Origin of the sequence: uncultured Maricaulis sp. (assembly GCF_963975345.1) — a bacterium.
Lineage (GTDB): Bacteria > Pseudomonadota > Alphaproteobacteria > Caulobacterales > Maricaulaceae > Maricaulis.
The window spans coordinates 1-21380 of record NZ_CAXBGE010000018.1 but is presented as its reverse complement, the minus strand read 5'-3'; the positions used below and the strand labels follow the sequence as shown (position 1 = coordinate 21380).

Sequence of the window (21380 nt, the reverse complement as noted above, 5' to 3'; positions counted from 1 at the left end):
CCACAAACAGGAGCCAGACATGACTGAAACCCGCGGTCCTTGGACCGTCCATGCCGAGCGCATCGCCTACGAAAATCCCTGGATGCGGGTGCGCGAATTTGAAGTTACCCAGCCCGATGGGCAGCCCGGCTGTTATGCCGTGATGTCGCCGCGTAATCTGGCGCTCGCTGTTCTGCCCATTCATGACGATGGCACGATCACGCTGGTCGGGCAGCATCGCTTCCCGCTTGATCGCTATAGCTGGGAGATTCCCGAGGGCGGCGGCCGGCTGGATGGCGAGCCCCTAAACGATGCGCGGCGTGAGCTGAAGGAAGAGACGGGGCTGACCGCCGATGACTGGCAGGAAATCCTGCAGCTGGACCTGTCCAATTCGATCACCGATGAGCGCGCCCTCGGCTTTCTGGCCACCTGTTTGCACGAAGGCGAGCCCGAACCGGAGGGCACCGAAGTCCTGCTCACTCGCCGTGTGCATTTTCTCGACGCCCTCGAAGAGGCGATGTCGGGACAGATTCGTGACGCATTAACGGTGGCGATGCTGTTGCGCGCTCACTATATGGCGCAACAGGGCCTGTTGGCGTCCGGGCTTTCCGGTGTCATGCTGCGCCGTTGACGGCAGGGAGAAGCCGATGCCTCAGAGCCAAGCCAATGCACCGATTGCCGCGCGGACCGGCACCCAGGCCGTCTGGGCGCGTCTGCGCGTTGAAGCCGCTGCGGCTGCGGCCGAAGAGCCGATCCTCGCGAGTTTTCTCAACGCCGCCGTGCTGCGCCATGCCGAATTCTCCCACGCGCTGGCCTATTGCCTCGCGAGCAAGCTGGCCGATGCCCAGCTCGACGCCATGCTGGCACGCGATGTCGCCGAGGCGGCGCTGGCCGGCGATCCGGGCATTGTGTCCCAAGCGATCGCTGACATGGTTGCGGTCGAGGAACGCGACCCGGCCTGCAAAAGCGTGCTGCAGCCCTTCCTCTATTACAAAGGCTATCAGGCGCTGCAGCTGCACCGCGTTGCCCATTGGTTGTGGGCCGAGGGGCGGCACAATCTCGCCTTCCACCTGCAGAGCCGGGTCTCCGAGCGCTTTGGTGTTGATATCCATCCGGCGGCGCGGATCGGGCAGGGCGTGATGATTGACCATGCCACCTCCGTGGTGATCGGCGAGACGGCAGTGGTTGGCGATAATTGTTCCCTGCTGCACGAGGTCACGCTGGGCGGCTCCGGCGCAGCGCAGGCAGACCGTCACCCCAAAATCGGACGCGGCGTGATGATCGGCGCCGGCGCCAAGGTGCTTGGCAATATCGAGGTCGGCGATCATGCCCGCATCGCGGCTGGCTCGGTGGTGCTCAAGCCGGTTCCGGCCGGCTGCACGGTTGCCGGTGTGCCGGCCAAGGTAGTGGGCGATTGTTGTCCGCAACCGGCCCGAACCATGAATCAGACCTTCCCCGACGGCAAATAGCGGGCGGGGCCTGCGCCCGTTTCGCCGCCAGCGCCGATGATCGCAGGCATCGCACTGGACGCACCCCCCTTGCATGGGCTTATTTGTCGCCAATTCGAATCCCCCGACCGGAGAGACATCGTGAACAAGAACATGACCGCAGGCGAAGCCGCGAAACTGCAACGCTTCCTGCGCAACAAGCTGAACCCGGACATGGCGGTGCAATGCCGCAACCGCCCGGACGAATGCGCCGAAATTCATATCGGTGACGAATGTCTCGGCGTCGTCGCCAAGATCATCGACGAAGGCGAGACATCCTATGCGTTCGAAATCACCATCCTGGACATTGACCTGGAAGAGCTTTGATCGAACCGCCGACGACTGTGCTTGAAGCCCGGCAGGTCACCAAGACCTATCCGGGCGATATTCGCGCGGTTGCCGGCGTCGATCTGAGCCTGGAGCGCGGCCAATTGCTGGCCCTGGCCGGATCATCGGGCTGCGGCAAAACCACCATGCTCAAACTGATCAACCGCCTGGAGGAAACTTCGGGCGGTTCGATTTTGTATGAGGGCCAGGATATCGCCACCCTCGACCCGGTGGTGCTGCGCCGCTCGATGGGCTGGGTGATGCAGGGCGATGGTCTGTTTCCCCACTATACCGTTGCCGGCAATGTCGCGATCGTGCCGCGCCTGCTCGGCTGGGATGAGGCGGCAGTCACGGCACGTGTCCGCGAGATGCTCGAACTGGTCCGCCTCGATTACGCCGAATTCGCCGGCCGCTATCCCGACGCCCTGTCGGGCGGCCAGCGCCAGCGCGTCGGCTTTGCCCGCGCCTTGGCCGGCAAGCCTGACTTGTTGTTGATGGATGAGCCTTTCGGCGCGCTCGATCCGATCACCCGCGACGGGCTGCAACAGGATTTCATGGCCCTGCAGACGCAGCTCGGCTTTTCAACCTTGATGGTCACGCATGACATGGCCGAGGCGCTGATCATGGCCGACCGCGTCGCGGTGATGCGCGACGGGTTGATCGTGCAGAGCGGAACGCCGGGCGAATTGCTCAAATCCCCGGCCGATGACTATGTCGCCGCGCTGCTGGAAACGCCGCGCCGCCAGATGCGCCGGATCGCGGAGCTGGAGGCATGAGCGAGAATTTCGCCGAGCGCTGGGCCGAACTGCCGAATTTGCTCTCCGGGCATGTCCTGCTGTCGCTGGCAGCGATCATCGTGGGGATGGCAATCAGCGTGCCGCTGGGGATCTACGCCGCCTCGCGGCCACGCTTGGCTGGCAGCGTGCTCAATATCGCCGGGGTCATCCAGACGATTCCCGGCCTCGCCCTGCTGGCTTTGATGGTGCCGCTGCTGGGCGGGATGATCGGCTATTGGCCAGCTTTTCTGGCGCTGATGCTGTATTCGATCCTGCCGATTCTGCGCAATACGATCGTCGGGCTGCAGGGCGTCGATGCCGGTGTGCGCGAAGCCGCGCGCGGTCTGGGCATGACCGCGTCGCAGCGCCTGTGGCGGGTCGAACTGCCGCTCTCACTGCCGGTGATCGTCGCCGGGCTGCGCACCTCTGTGGTCTGGGTGGTCGGATCAGCAACGCTGGCAACGCTGGTCGGGGCGTCCAGCCTGGGTAATTACATCTTCGCCGGCCTGCAGACGCGCAATTGGCTCTCAGTCCTGTTCGGCTGCGTCTTCGCGGCCGGTCTGGCGATCGTGTTCGACCAGATGATCCGCCTGCTGGAACTCGCAGCGCGGACCCGACGGCGTGGCCTGGCGGGCGGGGTTGGTGTGGCTTTGGCGCTGGTGGTTGGCCTGTCGGTTGTGCCGGCGATGATCCCGGCATCGAGCCCGGCCGCTGTTTCGGCGACGAGCGAGAGCCGTGCGTCCACGGGGCCTGCGACCCTGGCCGGCCAGACGATCCGCATCGGCGCCAAGGCCTTTACCGAACAATATATCCTCGCCGCCCTGATGCAGGATGTGCTCGAAGATGCCGGCGCCACCGTCGAGCGCCGCGACAATCTTGGCTCGACCATCGCCTTTGATGCGCTGCGCTCTGGCGAGATCGATGTCTATGTCGATTACACCGGCACGATCTGGGCCACCGTGATGCAACGCGAACATGCGGCAGAGCGCCATTTGATGCTCGCCGAGATGACGGCCTGGCTGCACCAGCGCGACGGTATTCTCACCCTCGGACGGCTCGGCTTTGAAAACGCCTATGGATTCGCGATGACCCGCGCCCGGGCCGCTGAATTGGGCGTCACCAGCCTGGCCGATCTCGGCCCGCTCGCGGGCGAGCTCACAATTGGCGGCGATCCGGAGGTTTTTGCACGATCCGAATGGATTGGCGCCCGCGATACCTATGGTCTCGGCGCGATGCAGACGCGGGCGATGGATTCCACCTTCATGTATGGCGCGGTGCGTGACGGTCAGGTCGATTTGATCAGCGCCTACACCACGGATGGCCGCATCGCGGCCTATGATCTGGTGCTGCTGGACGATCCGGCCCACATCCTGCCGCCCTATGATGCGGTGATCCTGCTTTCTCCCCGTGCGGCCGCCTTGCCCGGCCTGGCCGAGGCGCTCGGTCCGCTGGTTGGCGCGATTGACGGCGACGCCATGCGCGGTGCCAATCGACGGGTCGATCTGGATCACCAGACGCCGATCCAGGCCGCCGCCTGGCTTGCCGACCAGATTGGGGATCAGTAATGGCGGGATATGTCGGCCATGGCCGCCTGCAGGACGATGAGTGGCTGATGCGCGCCTGCGCCCTGATGAATCGCGACCTGCCCTCGCATGCGCCGGAATACACACCGGAAACCGAGCTCAATCGCAGCTATACGACCCAGTCGGCTGAATTCGAAACCTTGCTGGCGAAGATCGATCCGGAAGGCGATATCGACCGCTCGATCTTCCCGACGCTGGCTTTCTTCACCGCCTCCGAAGGCTGGCCGCTCGACATCATCTTCGCGGCCATCGCCGCCTTCCTGGTCTGGATATTCATGCCCAATTGGTACGGGATCATGGAATACGCCGCCTATGGCGTGATCGCCGGCTTCGTCATGGTGCAATATCTGCGTGCCCGCCGCGTTCGCGAACGCGCGACGCGGGACATGCCGCTCCTGGGGTTGCATTCGGGCGAAGTGAACAGTCTGACGTTGCGGATGCTGGTGAAGTATCGGACAATGCCGGTGACCGTGCACTGAACTGCCGGCAGCGATCAGGAGGCAGGTGCCGTGATGACGGGGATATTGCACGGGCGTTGGGAAAAAAATCTCTTTCGAATTCTCGTGATGCTTGCCACGCTTCAGATGTTTTACACCATTTATTGGCTTGGACTGGAAGTCCTGGGGCGGCTGGGCTTATGGCCCGATATGCTGGTCAACTTCGATCTTGCGGCATTCCTGCGTAGCGAGTCGGAATTCAATCTGATCGCAATACTCGTTTTCACCTTTTTGTATTCGGTTGGCTATTTCCTGATCCTGTGGCGCAAGGCAGCGGCGGTCTGGTTTCTAGCGTTGGCCTTTATTGTTGGCCGCCTCGACTGGATTGGGTTGACGTTCAACTTGGTCTTCGACAATTTCGTCGGTGGTGCATATGAACTCGTCTTGCAGGCGATCATTGTGTTGCTGGGTTGGGATTTGCGTGGGCGTGGTGTGTTGCGTTGAACATCACGTCGAATCGCTCAGGAGAAACAGGCATTGATTGAAAACGGCGCCGGCCGTGAGAGCAAGCGCCGTCCAATTACCCAGCCCTGCAGCCGCTACAGCACTGTCAGCATCGTCGCCACCAGTGGATGGCGCACGATATCTTCCGCGGCCAGCCGGCAGACGGCGATATCCTCAAGCGGTTCCAGCTTGTCGGCGATGATGCCAAGCCCGGACATGCCGGGCAGAAGGTCCGATTGTGCCGGGTCGCCGGTGACGACCATTGTCGCGTTCCAGCCCAGCCGCGTCAGCAGCATTTTGAGCTGCACATAGGTGCAGTTCTGCGCCTCGTCGACGACGACGAAGGCATTGTTGAGCGTGCGTCCGCGCATATAGCCGATCGGGGCGATCTCGATCAGGCCCTCCTGCATCATCGCCTGCAGGCGCTTCGGCGAGAGCCGGTCGGCGAGGGCGTCATAGAGCGGGCGCAGGTAGGGGGCGAGTTTTTCCTCCATCGCGCCGGGCAGGAAACCGATCGATTCGCCGGCTTCGACGGCGGGCCGTGAGAGGACGATCCGGCTGACCGATCCGGCTTCGAGCGCTTCGACCGCCTTGGCGACGGCGAGATAGGTCTTGCCGGTGCCGGCCGGCCCGAGGGCGAGGACGAGATTGTGCTCGTCGACCGCCTTCATCAGCACCGCCTGGCCTTCCGAGCGTGGTTTGACGTTCTTGACGTATCGCTGGTCGCGCATGGGGTCGCGCGTTTCCGGGCTCCATTTGGTGCCGGGAAAGAGGGCGCGGACCTTGGTTTCTTCGGTCTGGTAGTGGGCTGCGTTGAATTCACCGGTGCGCGTGCGACGTTTGACGATACGTTTAGTCATGGCTCGGATCTCCACACATGAAAAACCCCTCGGCCAAGGGCAGAGGGGCGACAGGGTTGTTGCGATAGGGAGGCTTCGGAAAACTCCGGCAGGCAGGGCGCGGCAGCGCCATATTCAGGTGGGCTTGGGTGCAGACTGTCCATGACGTCTGATCGGGCCTTCCGTCCGGAGTTACCGAAACGATTGCGAGGCAGCACCCCGAATCGCAGCTACAGTGTGAGTGTAGCGTGATGAACAGAGTCTCAACGCCCGCGACGCGCCCATTTCACGAAATTCAACACGGAGACAGACATGGCCATTTATGCATTGGGTGATTCTCAACCGGACCTTCCCGCTGGTGGCCAGTATTGGGTGGCGCCGGATGCCTGCGTGATCGGGCGTGTGATCCTGCGAAAAAACGCCAGTGTCTGGTATGGTGCCGTGGTGCGTGGGGACAATGATCCGATTGAAATCGGTGAGGATTCCAATGTCCAGGATCTCTCCGTCCTGCACACCGATATCGGCGCGCCGCTGACAATCGGCAAGGGCGTGACGATCGGTCATCGCGCGATGTTGCACGGATGCACGGTTGGCGATTATTCGCTGGTCGGGATCGGCTCAACCATTCTCAACGGTGCCGTGATCGGGAAAAACTGCATCATCGGCGCCCATGCCCTGATCACCGAGGGCAAGGTGATTCCCGACAATTCACTGGTCGTCGGCGCGCCCGGCCGCGTCATGAAGACGCTGGGCGAGGACATGGCGGAGATATTGAAGGCTTCGGCCGATCATTATGTCGAGAATTGGCAGCGCCATAAACGCGAGCTGCGCCGAATCGACTAACCGAGCGCGCCTTCAATCCAGTGGGAGCCGTGCCTAATTAGCGCGGCCCCAGAGATTGCGGATGTTTTCGTCGGCATCGCGTCCCAGATTGAACCAGGCGGCGCGATCATGGGTGGCGTCGATAATCAGCAGCCGATCATCGCGATCGAGGATGTGGCTGAGCTCATTGCGAAGCACGGCGGCCGTCGTCGGCCCGCGCAGCAGCCAAGTGCCGGGCGTGATCTGTTCCAGCTCGCCATAGGCGGTGAGCGCGGTGCGAAATTCCGGGCCGGCTTCCGACTGGATTTCCGTCACGATCACGAAGTTAGCCGGGCGAACGCCTGCTGTGACACGCTTTTCCGGGGCGGGGCCGCCGGAATTGTCGGCGATCCAGCTGGTGAATTCGTCCACTTCAGACGCGGCGCACCAGCCTTCATCACGCGCATTGGAGACCTGGGAATGGGCCGCAATCCGGCCTTCGCTGACGAAAGCCTTCATCTGCGGCGGCGTATAAGGGCCGTAAACGCGGCCTTCGACTTTTACAAACCAGGACATTGCAATTCCGTCATCGCGAGGCATTTCGGTTCTTTCTCGCACTTCCACAACTACTTCCTATAGCCCGGATGGGGCAAAAATCGGGCCACCCCGGCGAGATTGCCGGGGAAACACGACTTGAATTCAAATGGGGCGTCGATCAGGCGGCTTCGCTACTCTTTTTCTCAGCGTCAGGGGGATCGAACACGACCGCGAAGCCATTGTCCAGAATACGAGCCACACAGCCTGTCATTTCACCCACACGTAGCAATTCGCCCAGACGGGGCCTTTCGAGGCATTCGAAGGCGGCGCCGGTCACCGAGACGTCCAGCACATTGGCCTGGATCACCACGCCGTCATTGAGCAGGATGCGGGCGCGGCCGCGCCCGGGCTTGCGCGCAGCGGTACGATCTTCTTCCAGACCGAGCCGGTCCTTGTTGAAACGCCAGGTGATGGTGTCGGCCAGCTTGTCGCGCTTGCGCGAGGTGGCATTGAAGCGGACCGAAAATTCCGCACCCTCAACGCGCACAATTGTACCTTCGATGCGGCCGATACTGGTGATCATCAGGATGATTTTGGCATTGGCGGTTGGCGGCGCGCGCGAGATCACACGGGCGCCGCCCGGTGAAATATCCACCAGGGTGCAGGCGTGCTCGCCCAGTGTCTCCGACCAGAACCGACCGTGCAGCTGTAGCAGAACGCGAGTATGCCGGCGCCGTTCCTGGGCGCCGCGGGCTGCGATCCTGATTTTGCGGCGGTCCAACCGTCCGGTTTCCTGCTGCATGGCGCAAACCTCCTGCACCGATCGAGCATAGGCGGCAGCGGTTAAGAAGTGTTTTCAGCTACTGATCGTTGGCGATCATCACAGACAGCCGCGAATCGGGCCGTGCCCGCGGCGGAAACAGGAAGCCCGGATTGGCTGGCGGGCGCACTTCGCGCAGGCTGGTACGGATGATGGGACGCCCGCGCAGCGTCTCAATCGGCTCAAGTGGCTGGAACAGGCCCAGTGTCCGGTCGACCAGACCGTCCGGACCGCGCAGCGGCAGGAAGCAGACTTCAACCTGGATCTGATTCATGTCCATGGTCGTTGCCCGTGCGATCACCGAGGCCGGAGAGACCCCGCCGAGCGAGGCTTCGAGCGCGGCCTGGATATGGGTCGCATCATGTCCGCGCCACAGGCTGAGGAAGTTCTGGTCGCGAAACTCGCGTTGATACAGTGCGCACAGGCTGGTGCCGGCGAGCCGGAAGACATGATGTTGCGGATCGATACGTCCCAGAATGAAAACATGACCGAGCAGAGCAGCGATATCCTGCGGTTCGATATCTGCGCGATACGGCGCCGCGCCGCCAAAGCGACGGGCCTGCCAATAGGCGTGTAAGGCTTTCGATTGCGCGTGGCGCATCTCATTCTCCAAACGGCTCGATCAGTCTGCCAGCAGGCATAACCGCCGCACTCGCTTGGGTTGGGGTTTCAAGATCGGGGCCATACGCGCAACTGGAGAAATGCCGCAAATACGCTCGCCGGGGGCGGGAGTCGCCTGTTCGGGGAAAACGGCCCGCCGCTTGCAGTGTCGGGGTGAGGATAGAAGGAGCATGACCATGCGCGTATCAGCCCGGCACGGTTTTCTCGCTTTGGCGAGTGCGGCATTCGTTTTGTGTATCAGCCCGGTCGCGCCGGAGCGTGCGCTTGCGGACGGGTGTAACTGCACACCGCCACCGCCGCCTTCCTGTTGCAATCATGGCGGCGGTCACACGGTCAATGTGCCCAACATCAATATTCACGGCGGCAATATCAATGTCGGCGTCAATGTCTCGACGCGCGTTAATGTCACGACCAATGTGACGACCAATGTCGATGCCTCGTCAAACGCGACGGCCAATGCCGGTTCGCGCGCTGGAGCGGGTGCCGGCGCCGGTGCGATGACCTTTATCGGTGGCGGCAGCTACACACCTTATACCACCGCTCCGGCGGCAACCGCGATCACCGGTCTCAATGTCACCGGTTTGGAGCAGGAAGCTGAATACGAATACAGCGAAGAGCAACGCTCGCGCTGGGTTGAGGAATGGCGCCTCGTGCGCGCCGTCTGCGTCGACGATACCGGCACACCGCATCCGGCATCGCGCGTCGACAATGCCGACCGCGTTACTGCGACCTTTGACGGCGAGGTTTATCGCTGTGTTGCCGGCACGGCGATGCAGACGACGATTGGCTGGCGCCAGGACGGACAGGATGTCTGGACCGATGCCCCGACCATCATGTGCCGCAAGGGCGAGGCCCTGCGCCACAGCCCCGGTGGCAGCCTGGTTTGCGCCACCCAAGAGCCACGCCGCAATTGCAATGAGCGCTCGCTGCTTCGCATGTATGGTCCTGGCACCAAGCTGGTCTTCATGCGCCGCGAGGAACATTACACCGAACAGGTCCGCCATGAACGCAGCCGTGAAGCTGTGCGCCTGAGCTCGATGACCCTGATGCTTGATGGCGGCGTTGGCGGTTACCGGTAACGGAAACAGACACTCACATGCCACTCGGCATGGCCTGGCCCCGGTTCACAAGACCGGGGCCTTTTTTTGCCTGAAATCCGGGGCTCTATGCCGCTCAGCTCTCGAGCGTTTCGTCGAACCAGCGCAGTGACATGCAGGACAGGCCGGCATCGATACGGCCGATCTGCGTCGTCTCCAGCGCCACCACCTGATAGCCGGACTGGTCGAGCATCTCGATCGTGCGTGGAAATTGCGCCCCGACCAGAACGACATCATTGATCCGCAAGGCATTGGCCGCCGCCTCTTCGCCATCGGGAATAATCAGGGTTTCGAAATCATCGAACACGCCACAGGCCGCCAAGCGGGCGGTGGTGAGGATGCAGTTTTCCTCGATCAGCGAGCAATCTGTCTTGAAATGCAACACGCCGGGCGGCGTCGTCACGGTTCTCGAGGCATGGCCCAGCTTGGTCAAACAGGCCCCGAGCGCCCCGGCCCCGGCCGCGTTGGTGCGCGCTGACAGTCCGATCAATACATGGTCCGGCGTCACCAGCACATCGCCGCCATCGGCAAAGCCCTTGCCCGGCAATTCCAGCACCGTCTCGAATCGCTTGCGCAAGGCGGGGGCGAGCAGGGCCGTCTCGCCGCGCCGTGCCGGATGGCCCGGCCGCAGCAGGATCGCACCGCCGGAAAACACCAGCGCCGGATCTTCCACAAACACCGAATCGGGAAACGCTTCCAGCGGTGGCAGAACCGTCACCGCCAACCCGGCCGCCTCCAGCGCGTCGAGATAAGCCGCATGTTCAGCCGCGACGCCCTGAGCACTCGGATCGCCCTGATCCACGGCGCGCAGGCCCTGCACCACAGAGGCGGAAGGCTCGCGCACCAGCGCAGCATTGAAGCGATAAACGGGACGGGCGAGGGGCATGGGATCGGCTCCGGAAAAGGGGACAGGTATATTTAACGCCGCAATCTTGTGTGCAAGCGCTTACATTGCGCATGGCGTTAAATATACCTGTCCCCTTTTCCTCCCCACGCAAGGCCGACCTCATGATCCCCCTTTCCATTCTCGAACTCGCCCGTGTCACCCAAGACGGCGATATCCGCGCCGCGCTGGATCGGGCCCGCGATGTTGCGGTCCATGCCGAGCAGTGGGGCTTTGAGCGGATCTGGATTGCCGAGCACCATAACTTCGCCGGCATCGCCAGCGCTGCGACCTCGCTCGCCATCGCCCATATCGCGGCGGGCACCAACAATATCCGCGTCGGCGCCGGCGGCATCATGCTGCCCAATCACGCGCCCTATATCATCGCCGAACAATTTGGCACTCTGGCGAGCCTCTATCCCGGCCGCATCGATCTGGGCCTTGGCCGCGCGCCGGGCACCGACCAGGCGACCGTCAGGGCGCTGCGGCGGACGCCCGGCTCCGATGACCGCTTCCCCCAGGATGTGCTCGAATTGCAGGCTTGGCTCGCCCCGTCCCAGCCGGACCAGACCATTCAGGCGATCCCCGGCGCCGGCACCGAGGTCCCGCTCTGGATCCTCGGCTCGAGCCTGTTCGGGGCCCAACTCGCCGCCGAGCTCGGTCTGCCCTATGCCTTCGCCTCCCATTTCGCCCCCGCCGCCCTGATCCCGGCGCTGGAATCCTACCGCACCCGCTTCAAACCCTCCGCCCAGCTGGCCAAGCCCCACGCCATGGTCGGGGTCAACATCATCGCCGCCGACACCGATGCCGAAGCGCGCCGCCTCGCCACCACCCAGCAAATGAGCTTCACTAACATGATCCGCGGCACCCGCGGCCTCAGCCAGCCCCCCATCGACGATATCGAGACCTATTGGTCCCCCGCCGAGAAAGCCCATGTCCAGCAGATGATGAGCGTCTCCATTCATGGCGGGCCGGAGACGGTTCGGGCCGGGATCGAGGCGCTGGTGGCGCGCACCGGGGCGGATGAGCTGATTGTGGTGTCGGACATTTATGAGCACGCGGCGCGGCTGCGGTCGCTGGAGATTATGGCGGGGTGATTAGAGTACAGGGACAATGCCAGGGAGGGCGCGACGGTCGATGCCAACGGCTTCAGTGATTTCCACTAACGCCGCTTCGAGGTCGGGGGCGAGCTCCTTCATGCACTTGGACACCTCGATGGCCACTAGACGCAAGGTGTGCGCGGCGCTGTCGGAAGAAACGGATGCTGTACCCCACTGGCAGTCTTGAGAACTCCGCATCTCGTCGAACGCTTCCTTTCGGAATTCCTTGTATTCTTCGACACTGCCTTTCAAGTTTTGACAAAATCGGTCCAGTTCCACAATTCGGTCGGATATTTCCAGTCTGCTGATCGCGGCAAACACGCCCAAATCTTCTGCGGCTGGCAATGGCGACGGCCCTGCATAGGCAACTGGCCGCGTTGCCGCAGTCATCGCGCCAAGCCACTCATGATCTTTGCCCGGGGGCGACTGCATATTGAGCGCCTTCGCAGTCATCTCCACATGGCCAGCGCTGACTACAAAGTAGTACGCAATCCGCGTGAGTTTTTGTGCGATTTCCGCACGTGTATCCAGTTCCCTCTTTTCTCGCTCGAGCTGAGCATTGGCGGTTGCCGTAGCACGCGCACCAATAATAGCGCCGGTGACACCGACACCTACGGTCACGATGAAGTTGACGAACCATCGAAGTGAATCAGCGAGAGTGAAGCCGGCAATGAGGGCGGATTTTGTGATTTCGGGATCTTCCAATCATCTCTCCAAGGGCGGGCTGACTAGCCGAGAGGGATTCCCGGCGCGGTGTGCCATTGATATTCTATCGGAGGCTGCATTGCTTTCACTATGCGCGGCCTCTGCTCTTGTCGAGTGCATCGTTGGCCTTCCCACCCGCTCCCACCCCTAAATCCCTTGCCAGCCAGTGCGCCAGAGCGGCGTTGAGCCGTCAAGGGCGCCGGAGGCGCCGCTGAGCGGGCATGCCCCTTGACGGCTCAACGCCGCTCTGGCTGGATCCAGGCATGGGTTTCAGGGCGCGCTGTGGCCCGCGTGGCGGCCACATCTCCTACCCAAAAATAACAACGCGTTGTCATCCCTGACGGATGCCCGGACGCGAAGCGGTCCGGGCGTAGATCAGGGACCCAGACGCCTGACAAATCTCCGTCAGCCTCACCGTCCGAGCGTGAAAAGCTTCGCCATGGCGCGTCTGGGTCCCTGATCTGCGCCCCGCCTTCGCGGGGCATCCGTCAGGGATGACAAGGTTTTGAATTTTAACAGGAAAGTTGGTATTTTCCCGCAATCCGCCCTGCGAGGCGGTCACCAGCTCCGCCCCGGACTTCGTCCGGCGCACCTCTTCCATCAAGGAAGAGGAGGGTGATTATCGCTGACGACTTGCCCGCCTCCCTCCTCTTCCTTGATGGAAGAGGTGGCCGCGAAGCGGTCGGAGCTGGTGAGGATGGCGGGTGCGACGGTAGGCGGTAGGGCGCTTATCCCCCACATCTCACAACTACCCCCCGTCATCCCGGCGAACGCCGGGACCTCGCGTGACACGTGCGGAGCCTATGAAATCGAGGTCCCGACTTTCGTCGGGATGACGAATTTTGAGTGATCTTATCCCCACCCTCGTCACGCGCGTCCATAATCCCCGCATCGGCTGCCGAGCGGGGCGTTTCTAGACCGTCTGGTGATGTGGTGGCCGTGCGATGCCTCGAGTGGACGGGAAATAACGGTCCCGGACCATGAAAGAGCGGACGAGAGAGACGGCGATCCTGGAGGCTCGCCCACTGACGGTGCCCAGACCCTGATCCCGGCCACGGCCGGACGGTAAAAGAGAAGGGTTTGAACGGGCGGATTGGCGCGACCGGGGGTGACGTCCCGACAGGGCCTTTCTACCCCTCGCGATGGTGGGGTGAGGCCAATTGGCCCACACGGTCGGCAGGCTTAGAAAGCGTTGGACAAGACAAGTCGCGGCGTCTGCAAAAACATCGCGTGCGGGAAGATCCGAAGGATCGGATTTTCACTCAAGCGCTTAATGAGACAAGGGTTCGACGGATCTTCCCGTGCATCCCGCCTGATCAATGCCCATCCCTCCAGCCGGAAACGGCGTGGAGATTGTCGTGCAACGGAAAAAGGGGACAGGTATATTTAACGCGCTCGCACCACGGTGCCCGATAGGCAAACCGCCGCGACTGCGCGTTAAATATACCTGTCCCCTTTTGGGGTCAGTTACCGGAATACGGATTGACGCTCTGGAATGTCGCGCTGTTGCCGATCGCCGTTGCGGTGCCCGACAAGAGGCTGCCGCTGGTCATCTGGCCGGTGACATTGGCATTGATGCCGGCATTATTGGTCTGGTTGGTGCGGCCCCAGGCGGTGACGGCGCATTCCGAACAGACATAGGTCGTGGCGGCATTGCCGAAGGCTGTTGCCGAGGCGAGAGCGGCACCGCCGGCACCGCCGGTGAAATTGGTGGTCGCGTTGACGGTGCCATTATTGGTCTGGTCGAGGCCCATATAGGCGTCGGCACCGATATTGGAGATGATCGCCGAATTACCGACGCCCTCAGCGGAAAGCGAAACCGTGTCGATATCGAAATTGCCGATATCGGCGTTGGCGACCGCATCAACCTGGCCGGAATTGTCCTGGCTGCCCTGCATGTGGGCATAGCCGTTTTCATTCTGCATCCAGGCCGAATTGCCGTTTGCCGACGCGATGACCTGGGTCGTTTCGCCGCCGCCGCCGGCTTCCAGATTGGCGCTGGCGCTGACATCGCCGCGATTGCTCTGGTCGATATCAGCGATATGCGACGGACCCATATAATAGCCTTCGATCGAGGCGCTATTGCCGTTCGCGGCTGCGACCGACGAGGCAGACCAGCCCAGCCCGCCGCCGGAGGCGAGGACATAGCTGTCGGCCGAAACATCGGCACCAGAATCCTGGCGCAGATCGAGCGTATTGTCGCCGCCATAGGAGACCGAGCCATAGGCATTGGCGCTCGCCGTCGCGGTGGTGACGGAGGTCATCGCGTAATTGGAGACATTGAGATTGGCGTCGGAACGCACAGCGGAGCCGTCGAGCGCGGTTTGCGTCGCGCTGGCATCCATCGTGGTGTCGTTCGTCAGGCTGGCCGAGTTGCCGATCGCCGAGGAGGTCGTGATCGCGGTGCCATAAATGATGCCGGCCGACGTCGTCGCCGAGGTCGCGACCGAACCGGAGAAGGTCTGGTCGCTGGTGACATCATGCGCGGTGGCGAAATCGCCGGTCAGCGCATTGGCCATGCCGATGGCGGTCATCGTCGCGGTATTGGCTGCGGGCGTGTCACCGGTGGCGACTACCGAGATTGCGGCGTCCAGATTGAGCTGGCCGTTGAGAACCTCAGTCGTACCGTCCGCGAAGATAGGTGCGCACACTGTCATCGCGGCGCTCGTGGCCATGATCCACGCTCTGACGCATTTGGACATTGGAGGTCTCCCTGGAGCCGTAGGCTGTGGCGATATTGACGCCGCCGGTCGTATTGGTTGGGCCGCTGCTGACGCCGCCGCCGATTGGATCGCTATAGGCACAGGCGGCCGATGGATCGACGCCATAGAGTTGGGCCGAGATTTCGAGCACGGCACGTTCGATCACGGTGCGCACGGCCAGCTGGACCGGCTCAAGCGAGCGGCCGCCGGCGGAGATGTCGACTACCGCATCACCCCAGAAGGCAAACACGCCGGCGCTGATTTCGCGGCCGATGATCTGTTTTTGATACGAGATGACGTCGACGGTCTCCATCGTCTGGGTCTCGTTGAGACGCAGATCGAGGCCGATATTCATCACCCACATGCGACGGCTGAACAGGCCGGTTGGATCGCTGTCGATCCGGTCGCCCGCCATCACGTCGACGCCGGAGGAGCGGATATTGTAATTGAGCTCGGTGATGCCGCCGACCAGATTATAATCCGAGCCTGGCAAGGAGGCGGCGCGGATCTGGCGCTGCGTGCCGTCGGAATTGCCGATCAGCGAATTATTGGCATAGCGCAGCTCAAGCTCGGAAATCGAGGTGTCGAAGCGTTCGACCAAGCGGATGCCGGCCTTGGAAAAGGCTGAAATCGCCATCAGGGACGCACCCTGGGTGATCGCGGCGCCGCCTTCCAGTGAGGCGCGTCCGGTATAATCCGACAAGCGTCCGACCGCGACCCGCGGTGAGCGCAGATTGTGGGTGCGGGCGTAATTGGCCAGGCAGACCAGCGCTTCCGAATAGGGTGTCGGATTGGGCGTCACCGGCGAATTGCCGATCGGCGTCACGTAATTGCCATCAGCACCGGAGCGGTCGGTTGACGCGCAGCCGGTGAGGGCAAGAACGCTCGCCAGCGAGGCGAGGAGGATTTTGGCTTTAATCATTAGCGCTACTCACATTGCCGTCGGACTGGGCACTGGCGTTGATGTCGCCATTATTGATCTGGTTGGAATTGACGATCACGGTGTTGTATTGGCCGGAGACATTGACATTGAGCTGGTTGCCGATCGCCGTGGCGCCGGAACCGACACCGCCGCCAAACAGGCCGCCATGGGCCGAAACCCCGACACCGGTCTGGATGATGCCGTCAATGATGACACGATTGCCCGCCGCACTGCGGCTGGCTGCACCCGAGCTGGCAACCGAGCCGGCACTGGCAGAGGCGCCGGACCAGGCCTGCGTCTCCTGCCCGCCGGCAACGCCGTAAGGGCGCTCCCATTGCGCCGTCGTTGAGACGGACTGGCCAAGCGCGCTGGCCGGGGCCAGAACGGTCATGACGGTTGCAAGGGCGATGGTGATCCTGCGCGTGTTCATTGTCTCACGTCCTTCAAAACGCAATCCTCTCCTCGGTGGTTTGCAATGGGCGTGCCAGCGGGCGAGCGGGCCTATCCGCGTTCGCCTGTTGGGGGAAACCTTCTGTTAAGACGTTGAAAGTGCCCGGTTGGGCCAGAATATTGAGGAGAATGACTGGTGAGTGTGCCGCAGCGGGACGATCAGGTCCGAACCCCGATTTTCAATGCCATGCCGGTGGGTGTCCTGATATTGGCCATCCCGATGTTGCTGGTCGCCGCGATCACGGCCTTCGCGCCGGATCTGGGGCGGTGGATCACCGCCGCCAGCCTGGTGATCGATGGGCCGGCGGGCACAGCCTTGCCAAGCCAGCCGCTCGGCCATATCGCGCCGCTGGTGCTGCACGTCTTTATCCATTTCGGCCTGTTCCATCTGGTGATGAATCTGGCGGTGCTGATTGGTGCCGGCCGCGCGGTTGGCCTCGCGCTGGGCCGCGGCCTTAAAGGGACAACCGGTTTTCTGGTCCTCTTTTTCGCCTGCTCCATCGCCGGTGCCGGGCTCGAAGTCCTGCTGCCACACGATGCCCTTGTCTCCATGGGCGGCGCATCGACGGGCGTGTCGGGGCTCATCGCGGCGGCCGGTTGGGCGCGGGGCGGCTATCGCGGCATGTTGAGCCTGGCTCTGCCCTGGATCGGCTTCAATATCTTGATCGCGCTGACCGGCATGGTGTTGCCGATTCCGATCAGCTGGGCCGGCCATATCGGCGGCACGGTCGCCGGCGCGGTGCTCTTCCCGCTGGTGCTGGCCGTATTCGGTGAGCCTCGCCGTCCGCGTTTCAGCGCCTGATCACCACAGCCGGTCGATGCGGCGCACGCCGTCGATCTCGAAACCCTTGATGATCGCGTCGCCATTGGGCGGCAGGGACAGGATCAACCGCACACCATTGTCGCCATCGGGATTGAGCGTGCGCAGGCTCTCGTCGAGCTGCTGCGCCAATTCGCGTGAGGCATAATAGCGCTCGATATTGAAGCTCGCCCGGATCGAGATCTGGCGGGCGGATCCTGTCGGGATCACCTCGCCGGTCACGGGATCGGTCATTGCCGAATCGTCCCGATAGCTTGAGCGCACGACGCCATGGATGAAGGGGCCGGCATCGGGCCGCTGGCTGTGCAGGGAGACCGGCTGCCAGAGGCCATCGCTGCCGGGCGCCAGAACGACATAGAGCGGATCACCGGTCTCGAAATCATCCTCGCCGTCCAGTTCGGCGGCGTCGAGCTGCTGTAAATCAGTCGTGATCAGGGAGAAATGGCCCAGGAAGATGTCGCGCGGATCATAGCCACGCACATCGAGCACGACTTCGGTGCCGCTGCCGCGTGCGGCGGCGTGGCTGATAACGAGAAAGCCGAGAAAGGCCGTCATCGCGGCGGCGATCAGGGCGAGGCGAATCGTGACGCTCATGATGCGTCCTCCGAATCGACAGCGGGCAGGGCCGCGGCCCGCATCCGCCGCAGGCGCAGCATGCCCAGGCTGAGCAGGAACAGGATCGCGCCGCCAACCAGGAAGAACAGCGCCGTGTCGAGCAGGCCGCTGAACGTTTCGGCATACACATAGAGGGTCTGCAGCACGAAGCCGGAAATCCCGATCCCGCCGACCAAGCTCTGCCCGGGCCGCGTCCCCTGTACGATCATCGCAACGCACAAGGCATAGAAGACAGCGCCGACCAGGATTCGCACCGCGATCAGCCCGCCCGGTGTGGCGGCTTCAACCAGCCAAGGAATGCTGGCGGCCACCAATCCGGCGGCGAGATATGTGAGGGCGGCATTGCGGCTTGCTGTGCCATCGGCGACACGGCGCCAGGCGATGGCGGCGATCACCAGCAGACTGACCACCGCGATGGCAACGTAAAGGCCTGAGCCGCTACCGGCATCGTTCAGCGTGGTTTCGTCCAGCGGCCATTGCAACAGATGCGCGCCGAGCACTGCCAGCGCTACGCCCCACCCCGCAAGAATGCCGCCGCCGTCAATGCCGCGATCACGGCCCCAGGCAGCGATCAGACCGATTTTCGCCGCGATCAGGATCGCCGCACTGAAAGCTTCCAGCTCGCCGATCCGGTCGGCCGCGGCTTGCGTCCACAACAGGTGGGCGATCCAGAGGAAGAGGGCCGGTGCCAGCAGGTTGAGCGCGACGCGTGAGCCGATCCGGTGGGCGAGCACAGCGGTGACGCCCCAGACCGGCAGATAGGCCCACACCGCCGCGCCGGGTGCGTAGGGATTGAGGGCCTCCAGCCCGGCCCAGAGCGCACCGAGCCCGGTCGCCAGAATCAAGACCGGACGCGACGGCAGCGTCAGGGCGATCCCGCCGGCGGCGACGGCCCAGATCAGCACGGCGGTATTGCGAAACGAGGTCAGGTTGAAGGTCTGCGCCGTCAGCATGATGGCGGCACCGAACAGGGCCGCCCCCAGCAAGGCCAGGGCGTGGCCAATGACGGGCGCCTTGCGGTCAAAGGCGCGGCCGGCACCGAGCAGGGAGGCCCACAGGGCCAGAATAATGGTGGCGAAGCGGAGCAGGCGCGGCATCGCGTCCCAATTGGCGGCGACAAAGCTCAAGGCCGACATCGCCAGCAGGGTGGCGCCCAAGATAGCGAGCGCACCGGCAGCGTTCCAGCGACCGGGCTGGGCGGCGACATCGCCGAGAATCGCCGGCCGGTGGCTGGCCTCGACCCAGCCGGCGGCAATCCAGCGCTCCAGGTCGCGAGCCAGTCTGGCGCGATATCCCATCGTCTTGCTCCCCTGATTGATGACGAAAAACCCTGCCCGCGCGCTACAGGCTTGTCCATGTTTGTTTGATTCACATCGCCTCCAGCCCCGGGCCAGGCAGGAATTCGATGCGTTTGCGCGTGTTCCGTGGTATTAAACAACCAGGCCCGCGAGGAGGTTTGCGATGAATATGGACTTCATTCTGCGCGGCAAGGGCCGCGACGTCATGACGATTGATGAAGCTGGCACCCTGCAGGACGCGGCGAACTTGATGGATTCGCACGGAATCGGCGCGTTGCTGGTGCGCGACAGCCATGACAGGCCGATCGGCGTCTTGTCCGAGCGCGATATTATCCGCGAGATCGCGCTCAATGGCGCCGTCGCCCTGACACGGCCGGTCGCCAGCGCCATCGTCTCGGCCTTCCTGACAGCGTCGCCTGACGATTTGATTGATACCGTCATGATGCGGATGACTGATCGCCGGGTGCGGCATTTGCCGGTGCTCGACCAGGGGCAATTGGTGGGAATCGTTTCGATTGGCGATCTCGTAAAGTCGAAAATTGCCACGGTCGAGGCGGAAACCGAGGCCCTGCGCGACTATATCCGGTATTGATGCAGCCGTTGCAGCACTGCTTTGACCAAGCAGGTAAGGCCAATGCCGATATCGCTGAAACAAAACTGACTTAAAGTGCGGGCAGGGGGTTGCGCCCCCACGGTCATCCTGTAGAACCCGCTTCACCAACGGCGCCGGCGCAGCGGTTTACCACTTGCGCCCCAGCGTCGTTTGTTTATTATGCGAGGTCTTGTCGTTTTTTCTTAGGTGACTCGTTGCGCCCCCGGTGTGACGGTCGGGAAGTTTTTCGCCGGTTTTGGCCGCTGAAACAGCTTCTGCACTTCCTGAGGATAGCCGATTGACTTCAAAAACCGGGCGGCCTAAACCCCGCCCTCCTCAACGGGATGACCCAGAAGACCGGGCCAAAACAGAGAGGGGAAGGCCTCCGCCTTTCGGTGCCAAAATGGTTCGATCCTGGATCTGACCGGTGAAGTTTTCGAAAGAAAATCATCCGGTTGCCACGAACTGCAGCGGTCCTGAGATACGCGGTTGACTTCAAAAACCGGGCGGCTTAAACCCCGCCCTCCTCACCGGGACAGCCCAGCAGATCGGGCCGGAACGGAGAGGGGAAAGCTTCCGCTTTTCGGTGCTTATACGGTGTGAACCTGGATCACGCTGACGAGAGTTTTCGCGAGAAAAACGGTCGGCTCCATCGCACTGCAGACGCAGCGGAATAAGCGGTTGACAGGAAATGCCGGGCGGCTTAAACCCCGCCCTCCTTAGCCGGAAAGATCGTTTTAAATGATCGGCCTGGCGCGGACCCAAACGACGGAAGTTGTTGACGGTTCTGCTCTTTGACATTGTTGATTGGAAAGAGAAACGCAGGCGGCGGCGCTCTGCGGTGGGTCAGACCACCATAGAGACCGATAACGCTGAAGCGTTTTTCTACGACGATTTAAGTTTCGTTTTGGTCAGCCTTCGGGTTGGCCTGAATGGAACCACAATCCCGTTAAATTTGAAAATGCCATGCGATGTCGGGATCGAAACTCAACCTGAGAGTTTGATTCTGGCTCAGAACGAACGCTGGCGGCAGGCTTAACACATGCAGCAGTGAGGAATATTGGACAATGGGCGAAAGCCTGATCCAGCCATGCCGCGTGAATGATGAAGGCCTTAGGGTTGTAAAATTCTTTCAGCAGGGAAGATAATGACGGTACCTGCAGAAGAAGCCCCGGCTAACTCCGTGCCAGCAGCCGCGGTAATACGGAGGGGGCTAGCGTTGTTCGGAATTACTGGGCGTAAAGCGCTCGTAGGCGGATTGATAAGTCAGAGGTGAAAGCCCAGGGCTCAACCTTGGAATTGCCTTTGAAACTGTCAGTCTTGAGTTCAGGAGAGGTGAGCGGAATTCCGAGTGTAGAGGTGAAATTCGTAGATATTCGGAGGAACACCAGAGGCGAAGGCGGCTCACTGGACTGATACTGACGCTGAGGAGCGAAAGCGTGGGGAGCAAACAGGATTAGATACCCTGGTAGTCCACGCCGTAAA

23 protein-coding genes and 1 rRNA gene are annotated in these 21380 nt (G+C 62.3%); 13 read left to right on the top strand and 11 right to left on the bottom strand.

Annotation, left to right across the window (positions count from 1 at the left end; all coding sequences use genetic code 11):
* Nucleotides 1-19 precede the first annotated feature (19 nt).
* From AAC029_RS15430 to AAC029_RS15400, 7 genes are read left to right on the top strand one after another with little or no spacing between them, the layout of a single operon-like run.
* Nucleotides 20-610, top strand: a complete 591-nt coding sequence (locus AAC029_RS15430; protein WP_339749554.1) for an NUDIX hydrolase — start codon at nt 20-22, stop codon at nt 608-610.
* Nucleotides 611-626: 16 nt separating this feature from the next.
* Nucleotides 627-1448: a serine O-acetyltransferase gene (cysE, locus tag AAC029_RS15425; protein WP_339749550.1), complete on the top strand. Its 822-nt coding sequence runs from the start codon at nt 627-629 to the stop codon at nt 1446-1448.
* 36 nt (nt 1449-1484) lie between these two features.
* A complete protein-coding gene (locus AAC029_RS15420; RefSeq protein ID WP_339749548.1) occupies nt 1485-1793 on the top strand; it encodes a DUF3126 family protein in 309 nt (102 codons plus the stop codon).
* Nucleotides 1790-2569 (top strand): ATP-binding cassette domain-containing protein, encoded by a 780-nt coding sequence (locus AAC029_RS15415; protein ID WP_339749546.1) that lies wholly within the window; start codon nt 1790-1792, stop codon nt 2567-2569. Before AAC029_RS15420 ends, AAC029_RS15415 begins: the two co-directional genes overlap by 4 nt.
* A complete protein-coding gene (locus AAC029_RS15410; RefSeq protein WP_339749543.1) occupies nt 2566-4134 on the top strand; it encodes a glycine betaine ABC transporter substrate-binding protein in 1569 nt (522 codons plus the stop codon). Before AAC029_RS15415 ends, AAC029_RS15410 begins: the two co-directional genes overlap by 4 nt.
* Nucleotides 4134-4631 (top strand): hypothetical protein, encoded by a 498-nt coding sequence (locus AAC029_RS15405; protein ID WP_339749541.1) that lies wholly within the window; start codon nt 4134-4136, stop codon nt 4629-4631. The genes AAC029_RS15410 and AAC029_RS15405 overlap by 1 nt, the downstream gene beginning before the upstream one ends.
* 33 nt (nt 4632-4664) lie before the next feature.
* Nucleotides 4665-5093, top strand: coding sequence for a hypothetical protein (locus AAC029_RS15400; RefSeq protein ID WP_339749537.1), 429 nt, complete (start codon nt 4665-4667; stop codon nt 5091-5093).
* A 95-nt stretch (nt 5094-5188) separates the two neighbouring features.
* On the opposite strand, the gene AAC029_RS15395 is transcribed toward AAC029_RS15400, so the two are convergent.
* The gene (locus AAC029_RS15395) at nt 5189-5953 is read right to left on the bottom strand and encodes a PhoH family protein (protein WP_339749535.1); all 765 of its coding nucleotides are present in this window, start codon (nt 5951-5953) and stop codon (nt 5189-5191) included.
* Nucleotides 5954-6244: 291 nt separating this feature from the next.
* Between AAC029_RS15395 and AAC029_RS15390 the strand changes: the two genes are divergently transcribed.
* Nucleotides 6245-6775, top strand: coding sequence for a gamma carbonic anhydrase family protein (locus AAC029_RS15390; protein ID WP_339749533.1), 531 nt, complete (start codon nt 6245-6247; stop codon nt 6773-6775).
* 33 nt (nt 6776-6808) lie between these two features.
* Here AAC029_RS15390 and AAC029_RS15385 read toward each other — a convergent pair whose 3' ends face one another.
* The 3 genes from AAC029_RS15385 to AAC029_RS15375 all read right to left on the bottom strand — a co-directional run bounded on the left by AAC029_RS15385 (nt 6809) and on the right by AAC029_RS15375 (nt 8691).
* Complete coding sequence (locus AAC029_RS15385) at nt 6809-7309, bottom strand: DUF4339 domain-containing protein (RefSeq protein ID WP_339749530.1); 501 nt, start codon at nt 7307-7309, stop codon at nt 6809-6811.
* A gap of 139 nt (nt 7310-7448) precedes the next feature.
* Nucleotides 7449-8072, bottom strand: a complete 624-nt coding sequence (locus AAC029_RS15380; protein ID WP_339749526.1) for a PilZ domain-containing protein — start codon at nt 8070-8072, stop codon at nt 7449-7451.
* Between the two features lie 58 nt (nt 8073-8130).
* On the bottom strand, nt 8131-8691 hold the full coding sequence (locus AAC029_RS15375; RefSeq protein ID WP_339749522.1) for a PAS domain-containing protein: 561 nt from the start codon (nt 8689-8691) through the stop codon (nt 8131-8133).
* A 196-nt stretch (nt 8692-8887) separates the two neighbouring features.
* Here AAC029_RS15375 and AAC029_RS15370 point away from each other — a divergent pair, with 196 nt between their 5' ends.
* Nucleotides 8888-9790 (top strand): hypothetical protein, encoded by a 903-nt coding sequence (locus tag AAC029_RS15370; RefSeq protein WP_339749520.1) that lies wholly within the window; start codon nt 8888-8890, stop codon nt 9788-9790.
* A 94-nt stretch (nt 9791-9884) separates the two neighbouring features.
* Here AAC029_RS15370 and AAC029_RS15365 read toward each other — a convergent pair whose 3' ends face one another.
* Nucleotides 9885-10694 carry an arginine deiminase family protein gene (locus AAC029_RS15365; protein ID WP_339749518.1) on the bottom strand — a complete coding sequence of 270 codons (810 nt, stop codon included), beginning with the start codon at nt 10692-10694 and terminating at the stop codon, nt 9885-9887.
* A gap of 122 nt (nt 10695-10816) precedes the next feature.
* Here AAC029_RS15365 and AAC029_RS15360 point away from each other — a divergent pair, with 122 nt between their 5' ends.
* Nucleotides 10817-11788 (top strand): LLM class flavin-dependent oxidoreductase, encoded by a 972-nt coding sequence (locus AAC029_RS15360; RefSeq protein WP_339749517.1) that lies wholly within the window; start codon nt 10817-10819, stop codon nt 11786-11788.
* Here AAC029_RS15360 and AAC029_RS15355 read toward each other — a convergent pair whose 3' ends face one another.
* The 4 genes from AAC029_RS15355 to hfaA form a co-directional block, all read right to left on the bottom strand.
* The gene (locus AAC029_RS15355; RefSeq protein WP_339749514.1) at nt 11789-12496 is read right to left on the bottom strand and encodes a hypothetical protein; all 708 of its coding nucleotides are present in this window, start codon (nt 12494-12496) and stop codon (nt 11789-11791) included.
* A 1463-nt stretch (nt 12497-13959) separates the two neighbouring features.
* The gene (gene hfaD, locus AAC029_RS15350; protein WP_339749510.1) at nt 13960-15171 is read right to left on the bottom strand and encodes a holdfast anchor protein HfaD; all 1212 of its coding nucleotides are present in this window, start codon (nt 15169-15171) and stop codon (nt 13960-13962) included.
* Nucleotides 15113-16120 (bottom strand): holdfast anchoring protein HfaB, encoded by a 1008-nt coding sequence (hfaB, locus tag AAC029_RS15345; RefSeq protein ID WP_339749508.1) that lies wholly within the window; start codon nt 16118-16120, stop codon nt 15113-15115. Before hfaB ends, hfaD begins: the two co-directional genes overlap by 59 nt.
* On the bottom strand, nt 16113-16550 hold the full coding sequence (gene hfaA / locus AAC029_RS15340) for a holdfast anchoring protein HfaA (protein ID WP_339749503.1): 438 nt from the start codon (nt 16548-16550) through the stop codon (nt 16113-16115). The genes hfaB and hfaA overlap by 8 nt, the downstream gene beginning before the upstream one ends.
* 156 nt (nt 16551-16706) lie before the next feature.
* Between hfaA and AAC029_RS15335 the strand changes: the two genes are divergently transcribed.
* Complete coding sequence (locus AAC029_RS15335; RefSeq protein WP_339749500.1) at nt 16707-17372, top strand: rhomboid family intramembrane serine protease; 666 nt, start codon at nt 16707-16709, stop codon at nt 17370-17372.
* Here the strand turns inward: AAC029_RS15335 and AAC029_RS15330 are convergent, their stop codons facing one another.
* Together AAC029_RS15330 and AAC029_RS15325 are read right to left on the bottom strand one after the other, a co-directional pair.
* Nucleotides 17373-17984, bottom strand: coding sequence for a GDYXXLXY domain-containing protein (locus AAC029_RS15330; RefSeq protein WP_339749497.1), 612 nt, complete (start codon nt 17982-17984; stop codon nt 17373-17375).
* Nucleotides 17981-19303: a DUF2157 domain-containing protein gene (locus tag AAC029_RS15325; protein ID WP_339749494.1), complete on the bottom strand. Its 1323-nt coding sequence runs from the start codon at nt 19301-19303 to the stop codon at nt 17981-17983. Before AAC029_RS15325 ends, AAC029_RS15330 begins: the two co-directional genes overlap by 4 nt.
* Nucleotides 19304-19466: 163 nt before the next feature.
* Between AAC029_RS15325 and AAC029_RS15320 the strand changes: the two genes are divergently transcribed.
* Together AAC029_RS15320 and AAC029_RS15315 are read left to right on the top strand one after the other, a co-directional pair.
* The gene (locus tag AAC029_RS15320; RefSeq protein ID WP_339749492.1) at nt 19467-19895 is read left to right on the top strand and encodes a CBS domain-containing protein; all 429 of its coding nucleotides are present in this window, start codon (nt 19467-19469) and stop codon (nt 19893-19895) included.
* 988 nt (nt 19896-20883) lie between these two features.
* Nucleotides 20884-21380: ribosomal RNA gene (locus AAC029_RS15315) — 16S ribosomal RNA — on the top strand; the annotation flags it as partial.

Coding starts and splice junctions, on each gene's coding strand:
- AAC029_RS15430 (WP_339749554.1), top strand. CDS start 20: ATGACTGAAACCCGCGGTCCTTGGACCGTCCATGCCGAGCGCATCGCC.
- cysE (WP_339749550.1), top strand. CDS start 627: ATGCCTCAGAGCCAAGCCAATGCACCGATTGCCGCGCGGACCGGCACC.
- AAC029_RS15420 (WP_339749548.1), top strand. CDS start 1,485: ATGATCGCAGGCATCGCACTGGACGCACCCCCCTTGCATGGGCTTATT.
- AAC029_RS15410 (WP_339749543.1), top strand. CDS start 2,566: ATGAGCGAGAATTTCGCCGAGCGCTGGGCCGAACTGCCGAATTTGCTC.
- AAC029_RS15405 (WP_339749541.1), top strand. CDS start 4,134: ATGGCGGGATATGTCGGCCATGGCCGCCTGCAGGACGATGAGTGGCTG.
- AAC029_RS15400 (WP_339749537.1), top strand. CDS start 4,665: ATGACGGGGATATTGCACGGGCGTTGGGAAAAAAATCTCTTTCGAATT.
- AAC029_RS15395 (WP_339749535.1), bottom strand. CDS start 5,953: ATGACTAAACGTATCGTCAAACGTCGCACGCGCACCGGTGAATTCAAC.
- AAC029_RS15390 (WP_339749533.1), top strand. CDS start 6,245: ATGGCCATTTATGCATTGGGTGATTCTCAACCGGACCTTCCCGCTGGT.
- AAC029_RS15385 (WP_339749530.1), bottom strand. CDS start 7,309: ATGTCCTGGTTTGTAAAAGTCGAAGGCCGCGTTTACGGCCCTTATACG.
- AAC029_RS15380 (WP_339749526.1), bottom strand. CDS start 8,072: ATGCAGCAGGAAACCGGACGGTTGGACCGCCGCAAAATCAGGATCGCA.
- AAC029_RS15375 (WP_339749522.1), bottom strand. CDS start 8,691: ATGCGCCACGCGCAATCGAAAGCCTTACACGCCTATTGGCAGGCCCGT.
- AAC029_RS15370 (WP_339749520.1), top strand. CDS start 8,888: ATGCGCGTATCAGCCCGGCACGGTTTTCTCGCTTTGGCGAGTGCGGCA.
- AAC029_RS15365 (WP_339749518.1), bottom strand. CDS start 10,694: ATGCCCCTCGCCCGTCCCGTTTATCGCTTCAATGCTGCGCTGGTGCGC.
- AAC029_RS15360 (WP_339749517.1), top strand. CDS start 10,817: ATGATCCCCCTTTCCATTCTCGAACTCGCCCGTGTCACCCAAGACGGC.
- hfaD (WP_339749510.1), bottom strand. CDS start 15,171: ATGGCCACGAGCGCCGCGATGACAGTGTGCGCACCTATCTTCGCGGAC.
- hfaB (WP_339749508.1), bottom strand. CDS start 16,120: ATGATTAAAGCCAAAATCCTCCTCGCCTCGCTGGCGAGCGTTCTTGCC.
- hfaA (WP_339749503.1), bottom strand. CDS start 16,550: ATGAACACGCGCAGGATCACCATCGCCCTTGCAACCGTCATGACCGTT.
- AAC029_RS15330 (WP_339749497.1), bottom strand. CDS start 17,984: ATGAGCGTCACGATTCGCCTCGCCCTGATCGCCGCCGCGATGACGGCC.
- AAC029_RS15325 (WP_339749494.1), bottom strand. CDS start 19,303: ATGGGATATCGCGCCAGACTGGCTCGCGACCTGGAGCGCTGGATTGCC.
- AAC029_RS15320 (WP_339749492.1), top strand. CDS start 19,467: ATGAATATGGACTTCATTCTGCGCGGCAAGGGCCGCGACGTCATGACG.